The sequence below is a fragment of the Paenibacillus sp. Z3-2 genome (assembly GCF_054161325.1).
In genome coordinates this window covers 1,700,531-1,715,877 of the sequence record NZ_CP096397.1, presented here as the reverse complement: position 1 = coordinate 1,715,877, position 15,347 = coordinate 1,700,531, and the positions used below count along the sequence as shown (strand labels likewise).

Genomic DNA, 15,347 nt, shown 5'->3' with positions numbered 1-15,347 from the left:
CTTTAATGCGTGTTCAAAAAGATTGGTTTTCAGTACCGAGAAGATGGGATGAAGCTAGAAATGGAGTAGCGGAGCGTAGGGAAAACTACGTGAGCAACTACAATGTTTCCAAAGGAAACATACTCCGTAAGCGTCTGCTTATTCGGTTGAATTCCATAGTCGACGCTGATGATGCCATTAGGCATCCTTCGTAATCAAAAGCGGGCTTTTTGAACAATCTCTTATACTATAAAATTCTGTACTTCACATAACCATACCATATGGTCTGTTCCTTCGCCCCAGTAGTTCTTCGCCACGACATAGGGTTCACCGAATTTGCGTTGCCACTTCTTCTGTGCGATTCGATAGCCGCTATCCAGGCAGAATTGCTGGATTCCCAGCCGCTGTAGTTCAGTAACCAGTGCGAGAATAAGCGCCGAACCAATCCCCAGACCTTGAACCTCGGGCAAAACGTACAAGCTACCCAGTTCTCCGACATCGTTCAGCCGGTGATCTGTACATTCTCGGATCTCCTCACCACAAGGTCCATATGAGATTGTTCCTACAATGGACTTACCCATTTTGGCCACGAGGAAAAATACACTTGCTTCCTTGTTGTGATCTGACTGCAATGCAGTGTGAATCAATGCTCTCTTATGCGCTATTTCATCCTGGATATCATCCAAAAGCGAGGCAATGCCCTCCTGTTCGAATGCCACAGGGATGGTTGTCTCGAACACCTGATACGCTCCCTCTGCATCCGATTGTGTCAAAGGTTCAATGATAATTTTGTCATCCACAGGTTCTTCTCCATTCCATATACCTTCTTAATCTGTACGTCGCTGGATCAATCCTCTTAATTGGTTAGAATCCTCAAGAGATATGCTATATCCAGTTGTCGTGTCTTCCTGGTTTACTAGCAGACCTTGCATCTTGGGGTCCATTCCTAATGAAAAATCGTACCGCGTTATCGAGCCATCCGCATTCGTTATGCTCATCTTGTACTGTGTGCCATAATTCAGATTACCCGGCAAACGCTCTGCCTTATGTATGGCCTCCATCATGATCCGTATCTCGTCAGATCGATCAAACTCAACATCTTGGCATGTTTCAAAAGTGAAGTCTGGATTACAGGTTAAGGTGATCAGCACTGGAAGGCCCTCTTCCGAGTCCGGTTCATTCGGTTGACTGCACCCTGTAATAAACGTGGCAATGAAGAGTGCGATCAACAAGCCTACATATTTCACCATACCGCTTCCCACGAAGATAACAGAGAAATCAAACGCTGTACAGTCTCTTCCACAAATACTTGAACCCTATCACCTGTAATAAACTCAGGAGTAATTCCCGGTTCTACCCCATTCAGAAAAGAAAACGTGTGGTCCCGCCAGCGAATAATCTCATCAGCAGTTAAACGACCCGTCATGTCATAGCCTGGTGAACTGTTGAGCACCTGCCATACCTCTTCACTCCAACTTGAACCTTGATAGAGATTGAAATCGATCTGGTCCGTCTCCTTGTAATATAATTGAGCCAGTTCATCCTTCGATCTGCTAATGCCTGTGTGTTGGTCTGCCTTATTGACCCGTTCTACGAATTCAGGATGTACACTCCGGAACCAGTAATAGTCTGTCAGCACATGCATAAAGTACCCACGCACAAACCACTTCCATCCTTCATCGGTGAGTTGTTGCATATACGATGAGTAAAGTTCCTGCAGTCGTCCAACGTAATCTCCTTCATCCTTTGGGTTGAAATGGGTGTACTCCTTATCGTCTCTGGTTGTGCCTTCACGCATATGTATGGAATCCGGGGCGATATTCCCCAGATAGAATGAACCTCGATCAGTCTGCACTTGCAGAGAGTCTGCAATTAGATTAGCAATATTGAGATGAACCATGGGTAGCGGCATAGAGACAATCTCCTTTTATCGGGAAGTATTTACTATACTTAGGAAAAGAAGCGATATAACCTACTTGTGCAGCATGCAGATCACTGGAATAGTGAGACTCCGTTATGTTCCACCTTTTTGCACCGCAGATATGTGACTATCCCTGTATTCTCTCCAATTGCATCCGGTTAAACAGCTGCTCCAGATCCGTATGGTACTTCGGCTGTTCCTGTGCGAGCAGACTAATATATTCCGACCCACACTCATAGAATACCAGACGATTAAACGGAGCTGTATCTCCCATATGATTGCTTTCCTGTCCGAATTTTGCCCGAATTAGATTCTCAACATACCTTGCATAACCTTCGTTCCACTCCAGCCAGCTCCAGTAATCGGCTTGTTCTTCATTTAATGAACCGAACAGTGCCTTTCTAGCTGCTTTCACTTCCGTTAGGTCCTTACTCTTCAACGCAGACAACAATGAGTTAATCCGCTCCACAACGATTTCGTCTTCATACGGAAACTCATAATCCAGTTCCCATGTTACACGCTTCAGTTGGTCCATTTTATGCTTAATCTGGAGACGGTTCACGATCCGTTCATCATATTTCTCATATACATAACAATGAACATATTCGTGGAATAGATAGACTTTCTGCTCCAGATCTTTAAAAGCTTCATCCGTTACAATCGCGCACATTCGTCCATCCATATGATGGACAGGCATCGCAGCAAGGCATTCATCTGGAATATATAAATCGTCCGGAACCGTCTTCACCCACTCATATTGTTGTGTTTTGGACGAATAATCATAGATATATAATAAAGCCTCATAGGCTACAACCACTGGATAATGTTCTGCAAACAAAGGATGTATGCTGACCAAGTCTTTCTGAAGCTCGTTTAACTCGTTAATTTGCTCTAAAAAAGCTTCCATGTTATTAACCCTCTCTTTACCGGGATGATGCGTTAATCATACTAGAACAGGAAAGATAAAACACTGAGAGAAAAATGATAATTCTGTTCGAGTATGAGATGGTGAACGTTAGAAACGCTCTCCGCGTTTCTCATACAGGTAGATATCCAATGCCTGAATCCCACGTTGAGCTAACTTAATAAACAGGATCAGCGCATACACACCCAGTCCATATAACAATACATTAATCAACATTGCTAATATTGTAATGATAGAACCAAACATCATCATTATTCCTCCTAATTGAACCTATTAAATTATCACTCCCTATTCTAGCATATTTTTCCTCAATTAACTTTTCTGGTAGATGTAAGGGGCTAAGGGGCATTTAGCGTGCTTATCAGTTGAAAATAAAAAAATCTTCCACACCTGTACGAGAAAGGTGGAAGATTTATAATCCAGTATACAGTTTCCTAAGTTCGTTCACCACTGACTATATGCCAATGTTGATGCTTCGAGTCTTGATAGTTGCCCAGGTTCGTCACAATCTTGGATGCTCCTGTCTGAGCTAACAAGTCAGCAGCTACTTTTTTAATGACCTGCATCATTTCTAAGAGTAGCTCATCATTATTCTCTTCTTCTTCTGAAATGAAGGATTGGATATGAATCTTGGGAATCACCACGATGTGATGCGTGTAGTAAGGCCTAGTGTGATGATAAGCCATAACGTTATTTGTTTCCATGACAACTTTGACTTGCGTTTTACCACTCAGCACCTCATCACAATAGAAGTCCTGCGTCATAACATACCCTCCTCTTACTAGTTAGTTCTGATATATCCTGCCTTCTTCAATACATATTCCGTAAACGGATTGATCTCAGGGATCGGCTGATTCAGATCAAAATATCGGAGCTCCAGCCCTTCATCATCCATAATGGTTGGGCTGCCCTTGATACCTACAGCTTCATAAACAGCCATGACGTTGTAAACTTCATCACCATGTGGATACTGATAGTACATGTCCTCACCAGAAAAAACGCTAATGAGTTTATACGATTCCGCTCTCAGTCCGGCTTCTTCATACAATTCCCGCGCAGCTGCTTCCTCCAATGACTCCCCGGGTTCCATAGATCCCCCAAGTGTCCCCCAATCCAAACTATCTGTACGTTTTTGTAGCAGCAGGTGACCTTCCTCATTGAACACGAGTACACATGAGCCCGCCATAATTAGAGGACGCGGGCCCACCAGTTTTCTTAGCTCCATGATATATCCCATACATGTTTCTCCCCCATCTTCAAAGTGCGTCCGTTAAAAACGTATCCTTATGATTTGGTCAAGATTCCCTGATCCACGGATTTCTGAACAAGCTGCTGCGCATACTCCCACAATGTTTCGGAACCGTCAGCAATCTCACGATTTCTGTTTAACACCTGTTCACTTGTAATGTTATATTTCTGCCATGTATCCCCCTCATTCTGATGATTGTGGATTAGAGGCTGCAACCGATCGAGAGATGAAGCAAATTGTGCTTCAGTCGTCTGCTTTGCTTCAAACTCTAACCATAATTGGAGTAGTTCTTCAGCCTGTTCCTTAGGCAACATACCAAACAGCCGATGAGCCGCTTTGAGTTCACGATCATATTTACCCGTATTCCCCACCGTATCGTAAGCGAATGTATCTCCAGCATCAATTTCGACCAGATCATGAACGAGAAGCATCTTAATGACTTTAAGAATATCCACATCCTTGTTGGCGTGACTCTGTAGAACCAAAGCCATCATCGCCAGATGCCAGGAATGCTCCGCATCATTTTCAAGTCTCTCTCCATGGATAATTCTTGTTCTCCGTTCAATCGTTTTTAGTTTATCAATTTCAATGAGAAAATGAATCTGATCCTGTAATGTGTCGTTCAACAGTATATCCTCCTTCATATCGATACCCAATCTTTATAGAAAGGTCATACCAGTAGACTTTATAGTTAAAGTCCAGTGACATGCCCACACCCTGTGCCAGACGAATTGAGCCTGCATTGTCCGGGGAACAATCCCAATATGGATGTATGCCTACGCGACTGCATTCTTTTACAAACGCTTTTGCCACCATCGCACCATAATTTCTTCTTCTATAGACTTCAACCGTTTCAATATCAACCGCATGTGTCTGATCTGCAATAAATGCCGAAAAGCAAACACTCGCGATATCATCGTTATGCACTGCAATGTAGCCAAAACCATGTTGTAAAAAATCATCTATTGTCGTCCAAAAATGAGAGATTTTATCTTTCAGAAAAGAAGAATTGTTATACCTTTTCTCTCCTAATAGCACTTGATCTATTCTGAGAATTCTGACTTCCTCGTCCTGGAAAGTATTTATGCCGATAGGTACTTGATGACTTATATGATCTGGATTCAATTGGAATACATGCTGAATATCACTGGAGATCTCTCTTTCCCCCGAGATGTGCTGAAGAACATCTTCCCAGGCTTCGTCCACCACACCAATCTCAACGGCATAAATATGTAAGTTCAATAACTCAGGTTCAATACATTCCTGCATGAAATCTTTCAATTCGTTCAGAAAGGGGCCACTTCGAGAGTCTCCGATCAACTGAAAACCAGATTGTCCATGTACCCAAATTAGAGCTGCTGTGATATTCTCTTCATCATCGACATAGATCCGTCCTGGATTTAAGCCAGATACCACAGCCTTAACTTCAATATTCTGACACGATTCCGTGAGATGCTTCACTTTAATAAAGTCATGTTTATCAATCTCGGTTATCATAGGTTCATTCCTCCCAAATTCGAGACAGAGCCCTACAGCATGGATGATCTCAATCAAATCATATATTCATAGATTCGCGTCTCTTCATCATCAAGCAGGTATCCTTTACCGATATAAGTCCAATTACTTTTTTCATAATAATCGGTCAGATCAGTACATAGGTACAGCTTGTCATACCCTTTCGCTTTCACCTCATTCATTGCATGAGTCTGAAGTTGTTCACCTAGATTCTGGCCCCGATATTCTGGATCAACATGAAGACATGCAAACCAGGGAAAGAGATCCTGCCTGCTATTCAAATCGCTTCGCAACAAAGCGTACCCACCCATAATTCGGTCTCCGTCCAGCATCACATAAAATCTTGGCACATCACTCTCTGTATCCACAGAACGCTCTATACAATCCCGATAGAAATGGAAGCTTGATTCTGAGCCCCATTGTTTCCAAAAATACTGTACTGCTTCTTGCAGCACGTCCGGCTTCTGCCGAATATCAATAATTTGCAAAATGTTAATCTCCCTTCAATTGGATCTGATTCAACATATATTCCGCATACTCTAGAAGTAATGCTTCACTCAAATTCACATTCTCCAGTTCACCATTGTACTTTGCAAGGCATTGTGAGATGACATCCTTGTATTTAGAGGGAAGGTTTGTAAGTGCCCATGCTCCTGCTTCTCGCTTGGAGTGAATGACTGAATCCTTAACATACAAGAGAACCCGGGACAGACTCAATACATAGTAGATAGGATTGTCCACAATTTCTTCCATAGCTGAACTCGCGTCCGATGTAATTGAGGCAATCATATGTCCACGATTTTCCGGTTGGAAAAGGTCCTTAATTGGTTTACCTTCCAGCGCAATACCTCGATCATAGATGACCGCCATATGTGCTACCAGATCCGGATCTTCATATCCACCACATAGATATTGCTCATCCGTTCGATATTTCTCCCGGTGATACGCAGAGTAATGAAATTCGAAAGGAGTCGGGAATACCGTGTTAACAACCGTAGATTCCAGTAAGATACTGAGTTCAAAACCTTTCGTAATGTGCATCTCATCTTCAATATGCATTAACTTTTTTGCAATCCTTCGATAGGTGTCTGCAGATCGCTTTTCCCGGCTAACTACCAATATATCGATATCGCTCTGATTCGGATGAAAGCATCCCATGGCCATAGAACCGTGTAAATAGATTCCCACCAAGGCATCCGTTAATTCTTCTTTCAACATAAGAGTAACGCTATCTAAAACAGTCTTTTCATTCAACAAAAGTCGCTCCTTTATGTACATTTATCAGGTTTCCAATGTAACGTTCAATTCACACACAAAAACAGCTGTCCCCTTTATTCTGACATCCATATCCTCACCATCCCTAATCACTTTCACTTGAACTTTCCCATCTCTTCCAATCTCATGCCCTTGTTCTACCACAAACTGTACCTCGTCCATCTCCGGTTTCACATAGGTTAAATAATATGCACCCATAACACCGGAAGCTGTTCCAGTCACTGGATCTTCTGTAGTACCTGAGTAGGGTGAAGAGAAATGTCTGGCATGCATCATCGCATCGGTATCACGAGTTTCAAAACAAAAGGGATGTAGCGAAGCTTTAGGATTCTCAAGCAAAACACCAGGGAATAGGGAAGAATCCGGTTTCATTTTAACAAAAGAGTTCAGTTCACCGATTGGGATTAATAACGTCCAGGTTCCTGTGCTTCCATAAACGATCGGAATAGAGAGGTCCACATCATCCAGAGTTAAGTTTATTGTACTTAGCAGCTTCTCGATATCACCCTGGAATGGGTTAAACTGCGGCTGATCCTGTTTCATTTCCATGTAAATGGTGTCGCCATTTCGCTCAAATTGAATAGGTAATACGCCTACATTGGTTTCAATCGTGATCAACTCTTTGTCACTCAACATACCACGTGTCTTCAAACCATACAGCGCCGCCATTGTGGCATGACCACACAGATTAATCTCATGACCCGGCGTAAAATAACGTAATCTGACGTCAGCTATTTCAGAGTGCAACACAAATACCGTTTCGTTAAATCCAACTTGATAAGCGATCTGTTGCATTGCCGTCTCATTGAAATGATCAGCATTAAAAACCACTCCTGCCGGGTTACCTTGGCCGGGAACCGTGGAGAAAGCATCATAATGATAGACCGTAATATTATTCATCAATAGACCCACTTTCTTTGTAATCTACGAGACGCACATTTCCATATAACTCTACGCTTTCACCGTCAATTACAACCCCGCCACCATCTTGGCATGCATAGACCGCCTTACTGTTAACGAGCGTATACTCTCTAAATGAATTCAGGGTGTCTTCCGAACCATCCCAGTGCGGTGCAAACTCAAAATTTACGAGCCCCAGCGCTTTCATATCATTCAGGCCCACTTCGTTTTATCTGCATCCTCCCCATATCCAGCTATCTCTATGGTAGGTGTAGTCAGAATACTGCCTGCGCTGACCCCGATCAGAATGCCGCCACTCTTCACATAGGAACGCAGCAGACCAAGCACATTTCTCTTCTGTAATATACTTAGAAAATAAAACGTATTTCCTCCGGATAGATGAATCGCATCACATTCGAAAATAGAGCCAAACTTACTCTCCTCATACTCCATATCGAGATCATAATATTGAATGTTATCTATTCCTATTTGATCATAGTAGAGTCGGGCATGTTCAAAATACTTACGATTCGGGTCGGAACACGAAGGTACATATCCAATTGAAGGCTGGTCACGGTCGAATAAGCTTCGTATTCTCTGATCCAATTTATCGTTAGATTCGAAAACCAAATCACTTAGCATTACCAACTTAGTCATCTTAGATCCTCCCGTACCTATTAGACTGGCTTAAACTCTCTATCCAAAATCGAGAAAAAATACTGGTCTGTCCACTGATTATTCCACCATAGTTCTTCCCTGAAGACAGCTTCTCGTGACATACCCACATGCTGCATCAGTGCGGCTGAGCGAACGTTTTGTGAATTGCACATACCAACGACCTTATGAGCTTGTAACTCTTGAAACGCAAATTGTAATAAAAGTCGGGTGGCTTCACTCCCGTATCCTCTCCCTGCATATTCGGAAAGTACTGCGAATCCAAGTTCCCAGCTTTTTCGGTAATCCACATAACTCCACATTTGAACGACACCAATGGGCGTATCTTCAGGATCGCTCAAGCAACGTATAACGAAATTATAGGCATACGGTTTCTCATCTGAGACAGCAAATTGACTACGATATTTCTCGCGAACCTTCTCCTCATCCGTCTCAACGGTCTCCTCAAAGCTCCATATGCCTGCATCACATTCAATTTGACATATAAAGTCGAGGTCCTGTTCTGTGACTGTTGTTATTTTAATTTTCTGTCCCACGAATTCCATGTGAATTCTCCCCTTTTGATTATGCCATCGTTCCCATAGACTACTGCATCTGCCCATTAATATATCTTCTGTGACTTGCAGATGCTTCCTGAACCCACAAATCCAACTCCACTCTACTAACAAAAAAATTATCCTGAACCTTAATGAACGGAAACATTCTCCCATCAAAGAAACCTGACACCGTAAAACTCCCTTGTTCAGCCTTAATAATACTCATCACCTGTTCTTCAGTCATACTCAGATACTCGGCAGTTTCTTGCATCGTCAATAATACTTTATCGTTCGGTACTTTTTGCTCTGCTGCCTGATTCAGTTCACTATTGCTCCCCTGATTCGTTACCAATATACAGCCAATAATAAACGAGATACCCAAAATGACACTGGCTAAAAATATAGAGAGCGGAATAGACTTCATTGCTTGGGAATCTCCCACTCTGTATTAAGCAAACCTCTACCAATGTTCCATTTGGCAAGCAAAGCTCTCTGTCTGTTTTCCAGATCAAGATACGGTGCTGCAACACAGGATAACGTGTCGAACATATGGATGAAATGAGGCCCTTCCTTGAAACGTCGAAGCCCGCCATATTCTTCATCATCCGCTGCCCATACAATCTTTTTAATCCCCGACATTAAAATGGTACCAGAACACATGGGACAAGGCTCACAGGTAGTATAGAGCGTCAGGTCTTTCTTCGTGAATCTCTTCTTGTCTACATCCAGCAAATGCTTTCCTGCCCGACGAATGGCATCCACCTCAGCATGTGCGGTGGGGTCCAACTCCGAGAAGACTCGGTTTCTGCCTTTACTCACGACATTCCCATCCACATCCACAATTATCGCACCAATCGGATATGTTCCTTCAATAAGTGATTGTTCTGCTTCTTCCAGAGCCAAAGTTAAATATTCATAATCCGATAATTTCATTGAAAGTCCCCCCTAAGTACAGTTATAGACCACCTACACAACAGACTCCTTCTGTGCTCCACCGTCGCTTCAAACAAAATCAAAATTCATCTCGTCCATCAGATTTCGATAATTGCGGTTAAAGCTACGTTAAAAGTTCCTGATCGTGTACTGTCCTGCTTCACCAAGAAAATCACTTTTGGTTAACCCTTTTTCTCCGAGTAAAATCCTGTAGTTCGATATCGTACCGTCATGTGAAATGATAAACGTATTGCCACTCTGTTGTCTGCACCATTCAAGAAGCTGTTCAGCTAATATCCCGAAGTGTTGTGCATTCATCTGATTAATACTTTCTTCCCAACAGTCCAATCCCAATTCAACCATTCTTATGTCAGTATACTGATTGCTGAGTTCTTCCTTAGAATAGATCTGATCGCAGATTAAAGGAACAAACTCCGGATTCTGAGGAAACATTCTTGGGCCAACCAGCGGACTGAAGAACGCAAGATTTTTATTAGGGATTAGAAGGCGTGCTGTTTCAATCGTACGTTTCGTTGGACTAACCAAAATGACGTCTTCAGGCGCAAAAACGATTTGTTTACGCAATGCTATAACCTGACTTTTTCCCAATTCAGTGAGACCAGGGTGCAGGCAGTTTAATTGGTTAGGGTAATCGATCAAGTGTTCACCATGACCATGACGAATAAATGTAATGTTCATAAGCCCTCTATTTCTGAATGAAGTGTTTGATACCTTTGGCATCAAGAAAGTTATTCAGTTCCTTTTTCAAAAACACAGGATAGACTTCCATCTGCTCTAGTTCCTCCATCATCTCTCGCACAATAGGCCCTTCTGTCCTCTCGTTCATTTCCATGCGCCCTCCAGGTAGTTTCCAGAAATCGTCCTGTTCAGTCGTATGCAAAAGAACACTTCCTTTATCTATCACAATACCTGCCACACGAAAATTGAATTTGTTGTTATTTTGCTCAAACGATATATCATTGTTAACTGCATTGGTCATCTCGCTGACCATCCATCGGACAACCCATCCATGAATCCCATGATGAATGACGGAATAATGAGTACGAGCAATAAAATCAAACTGGCTATACCCCATTTAAGCAATGGTTTACGTTTCGTTTTGGCACCGATTACCAACAATAGAGCCGTTACAACAATTAATGCTACTTCAAAAAAAGCCATGAAAATAAACCTCCGTTATGTATTATGATGAGCAGTTTTCATATGTGCTCTAACCTGTTCCGCAAACTGAACTTCTTCCGTCTCCGTTTCAAAAGATCGTTTTGGAATCACATGCGCACTTGCCTTATTAATGAAAATAAAGAAATAGTGCTTTGTCTCATTGAAGCTCTCCAGACCTTTCCACTGCGTTGCACCTGAAGTCATATCATTGCTCCAGCGAATCTCCTGCTCTGAGATTTCAAGTTGATGATCACCCAGTATCCCTTTGCTCTCCCGTGCCAATTTCTTAATTTTCTTTTTGGTTCGTATGTAGGTCATTACATTGGCAAATGTACTACAGAGAAGCGCAGCAATAATGGCTTGTACCCAGGAAAAATCCAATTGTCTAAATATTATGGCTATAGCTACAGGCAGCACACATACAGCGATCAGCATCCCCTTCCCATACAGTTTAAACATCGCAAATTTGTTCATTTGCCAGTAATCTTCTTCTGTCAGATGAATACGCATCATGTTACTAATTCCCTCCACTTGTTATAATCTATCAATTCACTCATAAATCTTGCCCATATACATGATCTGAGCACATCTCTTCCATGGGTTGTCCGGCTTCTTGTAATGGAGTAATCCATCCAGCGACTCTTGCCCCCACTTGGCTGTCGCTTCCAGAAATGACGTTATTGAATAAGCCATAAAAGTCACTTCATCTTCGACTTCATTTACAAATTCAAATAAGCTTTTTCCCATGTTGTTTTATTCGCCTGATCTCGATGTTATTAGCTTCACAAGGTTACGCCAGAATCTTTTCCAGTTTGCGCCTACAAACCTCGCGGTCATAATCCGAATTATCCAGCCATACCTTATCCATCTGAAGTAAGCCATAGATTTCGGACTCCAGCTTCTTTCTTTCCTGCAAAACCTGTACCGTACCTTGAACACCATAATAACCCTGTGCCTGCCCAAATCCCTGATTCGTATAATAGTCAATAAAACCTTCTGACCACGCTTTTGGTCTTTCACTGACCACCTTTTCAAAGGTATATGATATATCCTTCTGGTCGATATAGATGAGAAGTGGTTTCAGAGCATGGATGATACGCCCCAGTTCCAATACATACTGCACGTTCTGCTCTTTGGATTGATTGCACTTTACAAGACCCATGGTCAGTGGATTCTGGATAAAACAACATTCAAATATCGTGATGGAGTCATCATTCGTGCCTAACACGTTTTCGGTGAAATCTTGCCACTTCTCGGTGATCAGCTTCACATTTTGCTCAAAAGGAATTTCGTATATATCTCGGCTGAAAATTTCCTGTACAATGTGATTGGGAAGCTCTATTCCCCGTTGTTCTTTCATCTTACGATAAGGAATCAGGGAACCTTGATCATGGGCAATCGCATTGCTTTCCAGAATCTCTCTGTATTTTTCATGCGTGGTTAATAGGGCCTCGAAGTCTCCAGTATGATAAAAAGCAACACCTTCGTAATCAGCAGGGTGACCCAGGTCCCCTTCTTGAAAAAGTTGTACCTTCTTGCCCTGTCCTATCAAAATTTCGGATACCATTTTGGCAATTGTTGACTTGCCTGAACCTGGCAATCCTTCAATGAGTATTAATCTCCTAGCCATCATTACATCATCCTTTTTTTGTGTGATGATATGGATCTTCCATCTATCAGCCACTATGTTATCAATCAATATCTGCAATAACCCATTGCGTAGCATCGCCATCTTCTTTCTTTTTCCAAAACACCATCGTATTGCTATACTCTTCGTCGTTCTCTTTTAACTCGTTAACCGTCACCACTGCCTGATAGAGCTTCCTTTGCTCCTGTATAGTTATGTTGCTCATGGAAGTAACCTTGATAACTTTGTAGATTCCCATGCCCGATATAGGAGATTTTGGATCAAAAAGATTCATATATCTCTTTTCGTCCCTTTCGTGTAAATAACGCATACGGGCATTCATAAGTTTGACAATTTCCAATTTGTCTCCTGTATAGTTTGTTTCATCGAGGTACTCTGGCGGGATGTCTTCCTCCTCTTGGGATGTCAATATTTCTTCATTCTGTTGTGTCTCTTTTTCTGTGACACTTTGAGCCGAGGAATGTATTGATTGCTGTGCATCTTCAGTGTTTTCCTTGTTCTGACAGGCAACCAGAAGTAGAAATAATAATGAAACTACGGTTAACTTTTTCATAATCAGCCCTCCATTTAGAGACGGATAACGTTACCTCGGTAAAGACTTTAATCCTTGTATTTAGAACGGAACGAAGACTTCCTATGTATGTAAAATTTTCTCTCAAGGTACATCATAACCCATAATGTGGGATTTGCGAACAGATGAAGTAAGGCACGCAAAAAAACACGCTTCTCTGCACGAGTTATATCATGCAAAGAGCGTGGATATCAGCGGAACTTTCGCCCAACTTTTGTAACTGTCTACAATCAATCTAACTATCTTTAATAGCATATTCATTATGCCGACCGCTTCAATCTGGATCTCTTTTTCTTCATTATCCGAAAAAAGGTAACTATATGTTGAAAAGATCCCCATATGCCGTATATGTCCACCTTTATAGTGAAGTGTCTTTTCCGCACCTTCGATCGTCTGTGTAAACGTCCTGCCTTCATTTACATTATACGAAGAATGGATGTCATGTTCACTTGCGAGCCATGCAACAAATTTCTCTTCGTTTGGATTGGTCATGACCAGAATAACGAACAGAACAACAAACACAACAATGCCCGTTCTTAGTCCTGCCCCACTCTTGCCACCATGCTGTGTGTTCTCATCCTTCATCCTGTTCACCCGTTTCTTGAACAGAAATCTCTACGTTCTTCGCCAAAACCCAACCACTCAATCCATACGAGGATGAGATCACCATGTACTTGTATTTCTCCTCTATCAGCCGCGTTTGTAATTCGCCATACGAATCATAATTGACAGGCCATCCCTGACCCACTCCCGACTCTAACAACTCTCGATTATAAGGAATAAAATGCTCTATATCCCACTCATCCAGATCCAAAATAATGCTGTCATGGAGGGGTGTATCAAACGCATGGGCCATTACACCAGAGAATAAGACATCCATATTTTTCGGCACATCATGACTAGAACGAGTACGCATCCTGATTCTTTCGTTCTCTAAATCGACTTCGTAGCTTAATATAATGTTGTCATGCAAACTTGGCAGTTCTTCCTCGTTCATACTTGTTCTCATTTCCTACTTGAGAATGTTATTTAACTCTTCCGCTTTTTTCCTGCTATCCATTCTAGCATAAAAATAGAAAGCGATGATGTGTAGCACAATGGATAACAACCACATGCCGGGGAACCAGGGAGCAATCAAATGGAACATTTCCGTGGAGAATAACCATACGATCCCCATGCCTCCTGTAATGCTAAAGGTAGAAGATATAACAATATTCCATACCGGTTTTAACGTAAAATGGTTCCAGAGCGCATTGTACATCACGCCAAACAAAACAGCTGCAATAGCTGAAATGCCGGCAATATTCCACAGATAGCCCATTTCGATGGGTTGATCATTATAGAATAGGGTCAATAGCAAGGTCACCCAGAGTGAAGTAACGGTAAATACTTGAAAAAAGGAAAGCCTAAGCTGCATCATCATGATAATTTCCCCCTAAAGTTTTTAATATAAAATCGACTGACAAAGTAACTGGAACTATCGCTCAGATCTACCTTAATCCGAGCATGGTCTGTTGCAGAGAATGCAGTGATATGCCGTGTGTTGATGATCGTTTGATTATTAATTTTCACAAAATGGACGTCATCCAGGTCTTCTTCCACAAATTTCAAACGTTTGTTAAGCAGGTATCTCTCACCTGTAATCACACGTACACAACACATCCGATCCTCTGACTCAATGGCGACCACCGAGCTCAGTTGAATCTGTACATTGCGATTGTTCTTGGCATGGATGACCGTTAGTTGGGTTTCTGATTGGCCGATCGCTTTCTGAATCCGATCCCACTTCGACCTCTCCTCAGGATGAGTTATGACTTTGACCACCCTTTTTTCAATTGCTGTGTTCTCTTCAAAAATGACTTTCACGTGTTGCCCTCCTCTCACAACTCATATTACAAGCATAGTTATGACTATCCCACTGTATTGCGTTTTGTTGCATGATTTTGCAGGTTTGTTGCATCAGCACTACGTAGACAATAAAAAAACCACTCCATAGGAGCAGTTCTTCTATGTACTCATCCAGAGTATTCAAGGCATG

The 15,347-nt window shown here is 42.1% G+C and carries 28 protein-coding genes; all 28 read right to left on the bottom strand.

Annotation, left to right across the window (positions count from 1 at the left end; genetic code table 11):
- Positions 1-221 precede the first annotated feature (221 nt).
- Entirely contained in the window at positions 222-779 is a 558-nt protein-coding gene (locus tag M1D71_RS07640; protein WP_458125945.1) for a GNAT family N-acetyltransferase, read from the bottom strand.
- Positions 780-806: 27 nt separating this feature from the next.
- Positions 807-1,229 (bottom strand): hypothetical protein, encoded by a 423-nt coding sequence (locus M1D71_RS07635; protein ID WP_458125944.1) that lies wholly within the window; start codon positions 1,227-1,229, stop codon positions 807-809.
- Positions 1,223-1,891, bottom strand: coding sequence for a zinc dependent phospholipase C family protein (locus M1D71_RS07630; protein ID WP_458125943.1), 669 nt, complete (start codon positions 1,889-1,891; stop codon positions 1,223-1,225). The genes M1D71_RS07635 and M1D71_RS07630 overlap by 7 nt, the downstream gene beginning before the upstream one ends.
- Before the next feature lie 136 nt (positions 1,892-2,027).
- On the bottom strand, positions 2,028-2,807 hold the full coding sequence (locus M1D71_RS07625) for a hypothetical protein (RefSeq protein ID WP_458125942.1): 780 nt from the start codon (positions 2,805-2,807) through the stop codon (positions 2,028-2,030).
- 108 nt (positions 2,808-2,915) lie between these two features.
- Entirely contained in the window at positions 2,916-3,074 is a 159-nt protein-coding gene (locus tag M1D71_RS07620; protein ID WP_186327778.1) for a hypothetical protein, read from the bottom strand.
- A gap of 185 nt (positions 3,075-3,259) precedes the next feature.
- Positions 3,260-3,589 carry an HIT family protein gene (locus M1D71_RS07615; protein WP_458125941.1) on the bottom strand — a complete coding sequence of 110 codons (330 nt, stop codon included), beginning with the start codon at positions 3,587-3,589 and terminating at the stop codon, positions 3,260-3,262.
- Positions 3,590-3,606: 17 nt separating this feature from the next.
- On the bottom strand, positions 3,607-4,062 hold the full coding sequence (locus tag M1D71_RS07610; RefSeq protein ID WP_458125940.1) for an NUDIX hydrolase: 456 nt from the start codon (positions 4,060-4,062) through the stop codon (positions 3,607-3,609).
- 47 nt (positions 4,063-4,109) lie between these two features.
- On the bottom strand, positions 4,110-4,700 hold the full coding sequence (locus M1D71_RS07605) for an HD domain-containing protein (RefSeq protein WP_458125939.1): 591 nt from the start codon (positions 4,698-4,700) through the stop codon (positions 4,110-4,112).
- A complete protein-coding gene (locus M1D71_RS07600) occupies positions 4,660-5,571 on the bottom strand; it encodes a GNAT family N-acetyltransferase (RefSeq protein WP_458125938.1) in 912 nt (303 codons plus the stop codon). The genes M1D71_RS07605 and M1D71_RS07600 overlap by 41 nt, the downstream gene beginning before the upstream one ends.
- Before the next feature lie 53 nt (positions 5,572-5,624).
- On the bottom strand, positions 5,625-6,077 hold the full coding sequence (locus M1D71_RS07595) for a GNAT family N-acetyltransferase (RefSeq protein WP_458125937.1): 453 nt from the start codon (positions 6,075-6,077) through the stop codon (positions 5,625-5,627).
- Positions 6,078-6,081: 4 nt separating this feature from the next.
- The gene (locus tag M1D71_RS07590; protein WP_458125936.1) at positions 6,082-6,843 is read right to left on the bottom strand and encodes an aminoglycoside adenylyltransferase domain-containing protein; all 762 of its coding nucleotides are present in this window, start codon (positions 6,841-6,843) and stop codon (positions 6,082-6,084) included.
- Positions 6,844-6,870: 27 nt separating this feature from the next.
- A complete protein-coding gene (locus M1D71_RS07585; protein ID WP_458125935.1) occupies positions 6,871-7,764 on the bottom strand; it encodes a PhzF family phenazine biosynthesis protein in 894 nt (297 codons plus the stop codon).
- Positions 7,757-7,987, bottom strand: coding sequence for a Type 1 glutamine amidotransferase-like domain-containing protein (locus M1D71_RS07580; protein ID WP_458125934.1), 231 nt, complete (start codon positions 7,985-7,987; stop codon positions 7,757-7,759). The genes M1D71_RS07585 and M1D71_RS07580 overlap by 8 nt, the downstream gene beginning before the upstream one ends.
- On the bottom strand, positions 7,978-8,421 hold the full coding sequence (locus M1D71_RS07575) for a Type 1 glutamine amidotransferase-like domain-containing protein (protein WP_458125933.1): 444 nt from the start codon (positions 8,419-8,421) through the stop codon (positions 7,978-7,980). The genes M1D71_RS07580 and M1D71_RS07575 overlap by 10 nt, the downstream gene beginning before the upstream one ends.
- Before the next feature lie 20 nt (positions 8,422-8,441).
- Positions 8,442-8,984, bottom strand: a complete 543-nt coding sequence (locus M1D71_RS07570; protein ID WP_458125932.1) for a GNAT family N-acetyltransferase — start codon at positions 8,982-8,984, stop codon at positions 8,442-8,444.
- Between the two features lie 40 nt (positions 8,985-9,024).
- On the bottom strand, positions 9,025-9,399 hold the full coding sequence (locus tag M1D71_RS07565) for a hypothetical protein (RefSeq protein WP_458125931.1): 375 nt from the start codon (positions 9,397-9,399) through the stop codon (positions 9,025-9,027).
- The gene (locus M1D71_RS07560; protein ID WP_458125930.1) at positions 9,396-9,908 is read right to left on the bottom strand and encodes a nucleoside deaminase; all 513 of its coding nucleotides are present in this window, start codon (positions 9,906-9,908) and stop codon (positions 9,396-9,398) included. The genes M1D71_RS07565 and M1D71_RS07560 overlap by 4 nt, the downstream gene beginning before the upstream one ends.
- Positions 9,909-10,037: 129 nt before the next feature.
- Positions 10,038-10,607 carry a phosphoglycerate mutase family protein gene (locus M1D71_RS07555; RefSeq protein ID WP_458125929.1) on the bottom strand — a complete coding sequence of 190 codons (570 nt, stop codon included), beginning with the start codon at positions 10,605-10,607 and terminating at the stop codon, positions 10,038-10,040.
- Positions 10,608-10,614: 7 nt separating this feature from the next.
- Entirely contained in the window at positions 10,615-10,908 is a 294-nt protein-coding gene (locus M1D71_RS07550) for an NUDIX domain-containing protein (protein ID WP_458125928.1), read from the bottom strand.
- The gene (locus tag M1D71_RS07545; RefSeq protein WP_458125927.1) at positions 10,905-11,090 is read right to left on the bottom strand and encodes a hypothetical protein; all 186 of its coding nucleotides are present in this window, start codon (positions 11,088-11,090) and stop codon (positions 10,905-10,907) included. The genes M1D71_RS07550 and M1D71_RS07545 overlap by 4 nt, the downstream gene beginning before the upstream one ends.
- A 15-nt stretch (positions 11,091-11,105) precedes the next feature.
- Entirely contained in the window at positions 11,106-11,603 is a 498-nt protein-coding gene (locus M1D71_RS07540) for a YcxB family protein (protein ID WP_458125926.1), read from the bottom strand.
- Positions 11,604-11,639: 36 nt separating this feature from the next.
- Complete coding sequence (locus tag M1D71_RS07535) at positions 11,640-11,837, bottom strand: DUF7660 family protein (protein ID WP_458125925.1); 198 nt, start codon at positions 11,835-11,837, stop codon at positions 11,640-11,642.
- Between the two features lie 43 nt (positions 11,838-11,880).
- Positions 11,881-12,720, bottom strand: a complete 840-nt coding sequence (locus tag M1D71_RS07530; RefSeq protein ID WP_458125924.1) for a hypothetical protein — start codon at positions 12,718-12,720, stop codon at positions 11,881-11,883.
- A 61-nt stretch (positions 12,721-12,781) separates the two neighbouring features.
- On the bottom strand, positions 12,782-13,291 hold the full coding sequence (locus tag M1D71_RS07525) for a hypothetical protein (protein WP_458125923.1): 510 nt from the start codon (positions 13,289-13,291) through the stop codon (positions 12,782-12,784).
- 189 nt (positions 13,292-13,480) lie between these two features.
- On the bottom strand, positions 13,481-13,894 hold the full coding sequence (locus tag M1D71_RS07520; protein ID WP_458125922.1) for a hypothetical protein: 414 nt from the start codon (positions 13,892-13,894) through the stop codon (positions 13,481-13,483).
- Positions 13,884-14,306 carry a hypothetical protein gene (locus tag M1D71_RS07515; RefSeq protein ID WP_458125921.1) on the bottom strand — a complete coding sequence of 141 codons (423 nt, stop codon included), beginning with the start codon at positions 14,304-14,306 and terminating at the stop codon, positions 13,884-13,886. Before M1D71_RS07515 ends, M1D71_RS07520 begins: the two co-directional genes overlap by 11 nt.
- Positions 14,307-14,321: 15 nt before the next feature.
- The gene (locus tag M1D71_RS07510; protein WP_458125920.1) at positions 14,322-14,732 is read right to left on the bottom strand and encodes a hypothetical protein; all 411 of its coding nucleotides are present in this window, start codon (positions 14,730-14,732) and stop codon (positions 14,322-14,324) included.
- Positions 14,729-15,175 (bottom strand): LytTR family DNA-binding domain-containing protein, encoded by a 447-nt coding sequence (locus M1D71_RS07505; protein WP_458125919.1) that lies wholly within the window; start codon positions 15,173-15,175, stop codon positions 14,729-14,731. Before M1D71_RS07505 ends, M1D71_RS07510 begins: the two co-directional genes overlap by 4 nt.
- Between the last annotated feature and the right edge of the window lie 172 nt (positions 15,176-15,347).

Coding starts and splice junctions, on each gene's coding strand:
- M1D71_RS07525 (WP_458125923.1), bottom strand. CDS start 13,291: ATGAAAAAGTTAACCGTAGTTTCATTATTATTTCTACTTCTGGTTGCC.
- M1D71_RS07600 (WP_458125938.1), bottom strand. CDS start 5,571: ATGATAACCGAGATTGATAAACATGACTTTATTAAAGTGAAGCATCTC.
- M1D71_RS07520 (WP_458125922.1), bottom strand. CDS start 13,894: ATGAAGGATGAGAACACACAGCATGGTGGCAAGAGTGGGGCAGGACTA.
- M1D71_RS07635 (WP_458125944.1), bottom strand. CDS start 1,229: ATGGTGAAATATGTAGGCTTGTTGATCGCACTCTTCATTGCCACGTTT.
- M1D71_RS07575 (WP_458125933.1), bottom strand. CDS start 8,421: ATGACTAAGTTGGTAATGCTAAGTGATTTGGTTTTCGAATCTAACGAT.
- M1D71_RS07610 (WP_458125940.1), bottom strand. CDS start 4,062: ATGGGATATATCATGGAGCTAAGAAAACTGGTGGGCCCGCGTCCTCTA.
- M1D71_RS07630 (WP_458125943.1), bottom strand. CDS start 1,891: ATGCCGCTACCCATGGTTCATCTCAATATTGCTAATCTAATTGCAGAC.
- M1D71_RS07560 (WP_458125930.1), bottom strand. CDS start 9,908: ATGAAATTATCGGATTATGAATATTTAACTTTGGCTCTGGAAGAAGCA.
- M1D71_RS07555 (WP_458125929.1), bottom strand. CDS start 10,607: ATGAACATTACATTTATTCGTCATGGTCATGGTGAACACTTGATCGAT.
- M1D71_RS07530 (WP_458125924.1), bottom strand. CDS start 12,720: ATGGCTAGGAGATTAATACTCATTGAAGGATTGCCAGGTTCAGGCAAG.
- M1D71_RS07620 (WP_186327778.1), bottom strand. CDS start 3,074: ATGATGTTTGGTTCTATCATTACAATATTAGCAATGTTGATTAATGTA.
- M1D71_RS07570 (WP_458125932.1), bottom strand. CDS start 8,984: ATGGAATTCGTGGGACAGAAAATTAAAATAACAACAGTCACAGAACAG.
- M1D71_RS07625 (WP_458125942.1), bottom strand. CDS start 2,807: ATGGAAGCTTTTTTAGAGCAAATTAACGAGTTAAACGAGCTTCAGAAA.
- M1D71_RS07515 (WP_458125921.1), bottom strand. CDS start 14,306: ATGAACGAGGAAGAACTGCCAAGTTTGCATGACAACATTATATTAAGC.
- M1D71_RS07615 (WP_458125941.1), bottom strand. CDS start 3,589: ATGACGCAGGACTTCTATTGTGATGAGGTGCTGAGTGGTAAAACGCAA.
- M1D71_RS07550 (WP_458125928.1), bottom strand. CDS start 10,908: ATGACCAATGCAGTTAACAATGATATATCGTTTGAGCAAAATAACAAC.
- M1D71_RS07540 (WP_458125926.1), bottom strand. CDS start 11,603: ATGATGCGTATTCATCTGACAGAAGAAGATTACTGGCAAATGAACAAA.
- M1D71_RS07510 (WP_458125920.1), bottom strand. CDS start 14,732: ATGATGATGCAGCTTAGGCTTTCCTTTTTTCAAGTATTTACCGTTACT.
- M1D71_RS07535 (WP_458125925.1), bottom strand. CDS start 11,837: ATGGGAAAAAGCTTATTTGAATTTGTAAATGAAGTCGAAGATGAAGTG.
- M1D71_RS07545 (WP_458125927.1), bottom strand. CDS start 11,090: ATGGCTTTTTTTGAAGTAGCATTAATTGTTGTAACGGCTCTATTGTTG.
- M1D71_RS07585 (WP_458125935.1), bottom strand. CDS start 7,764: ATGAATAATATTACGGTCTATCATTATGATGCTTTCTCCACGGTTCCC.
- M1D71_RS07565 (WP_458125931.1), bottom strand. CDS start 9,399: ATGAAGTCTATTCCGCTCTCTATATTTTTAGCCAGTGTCATTTTGGGT.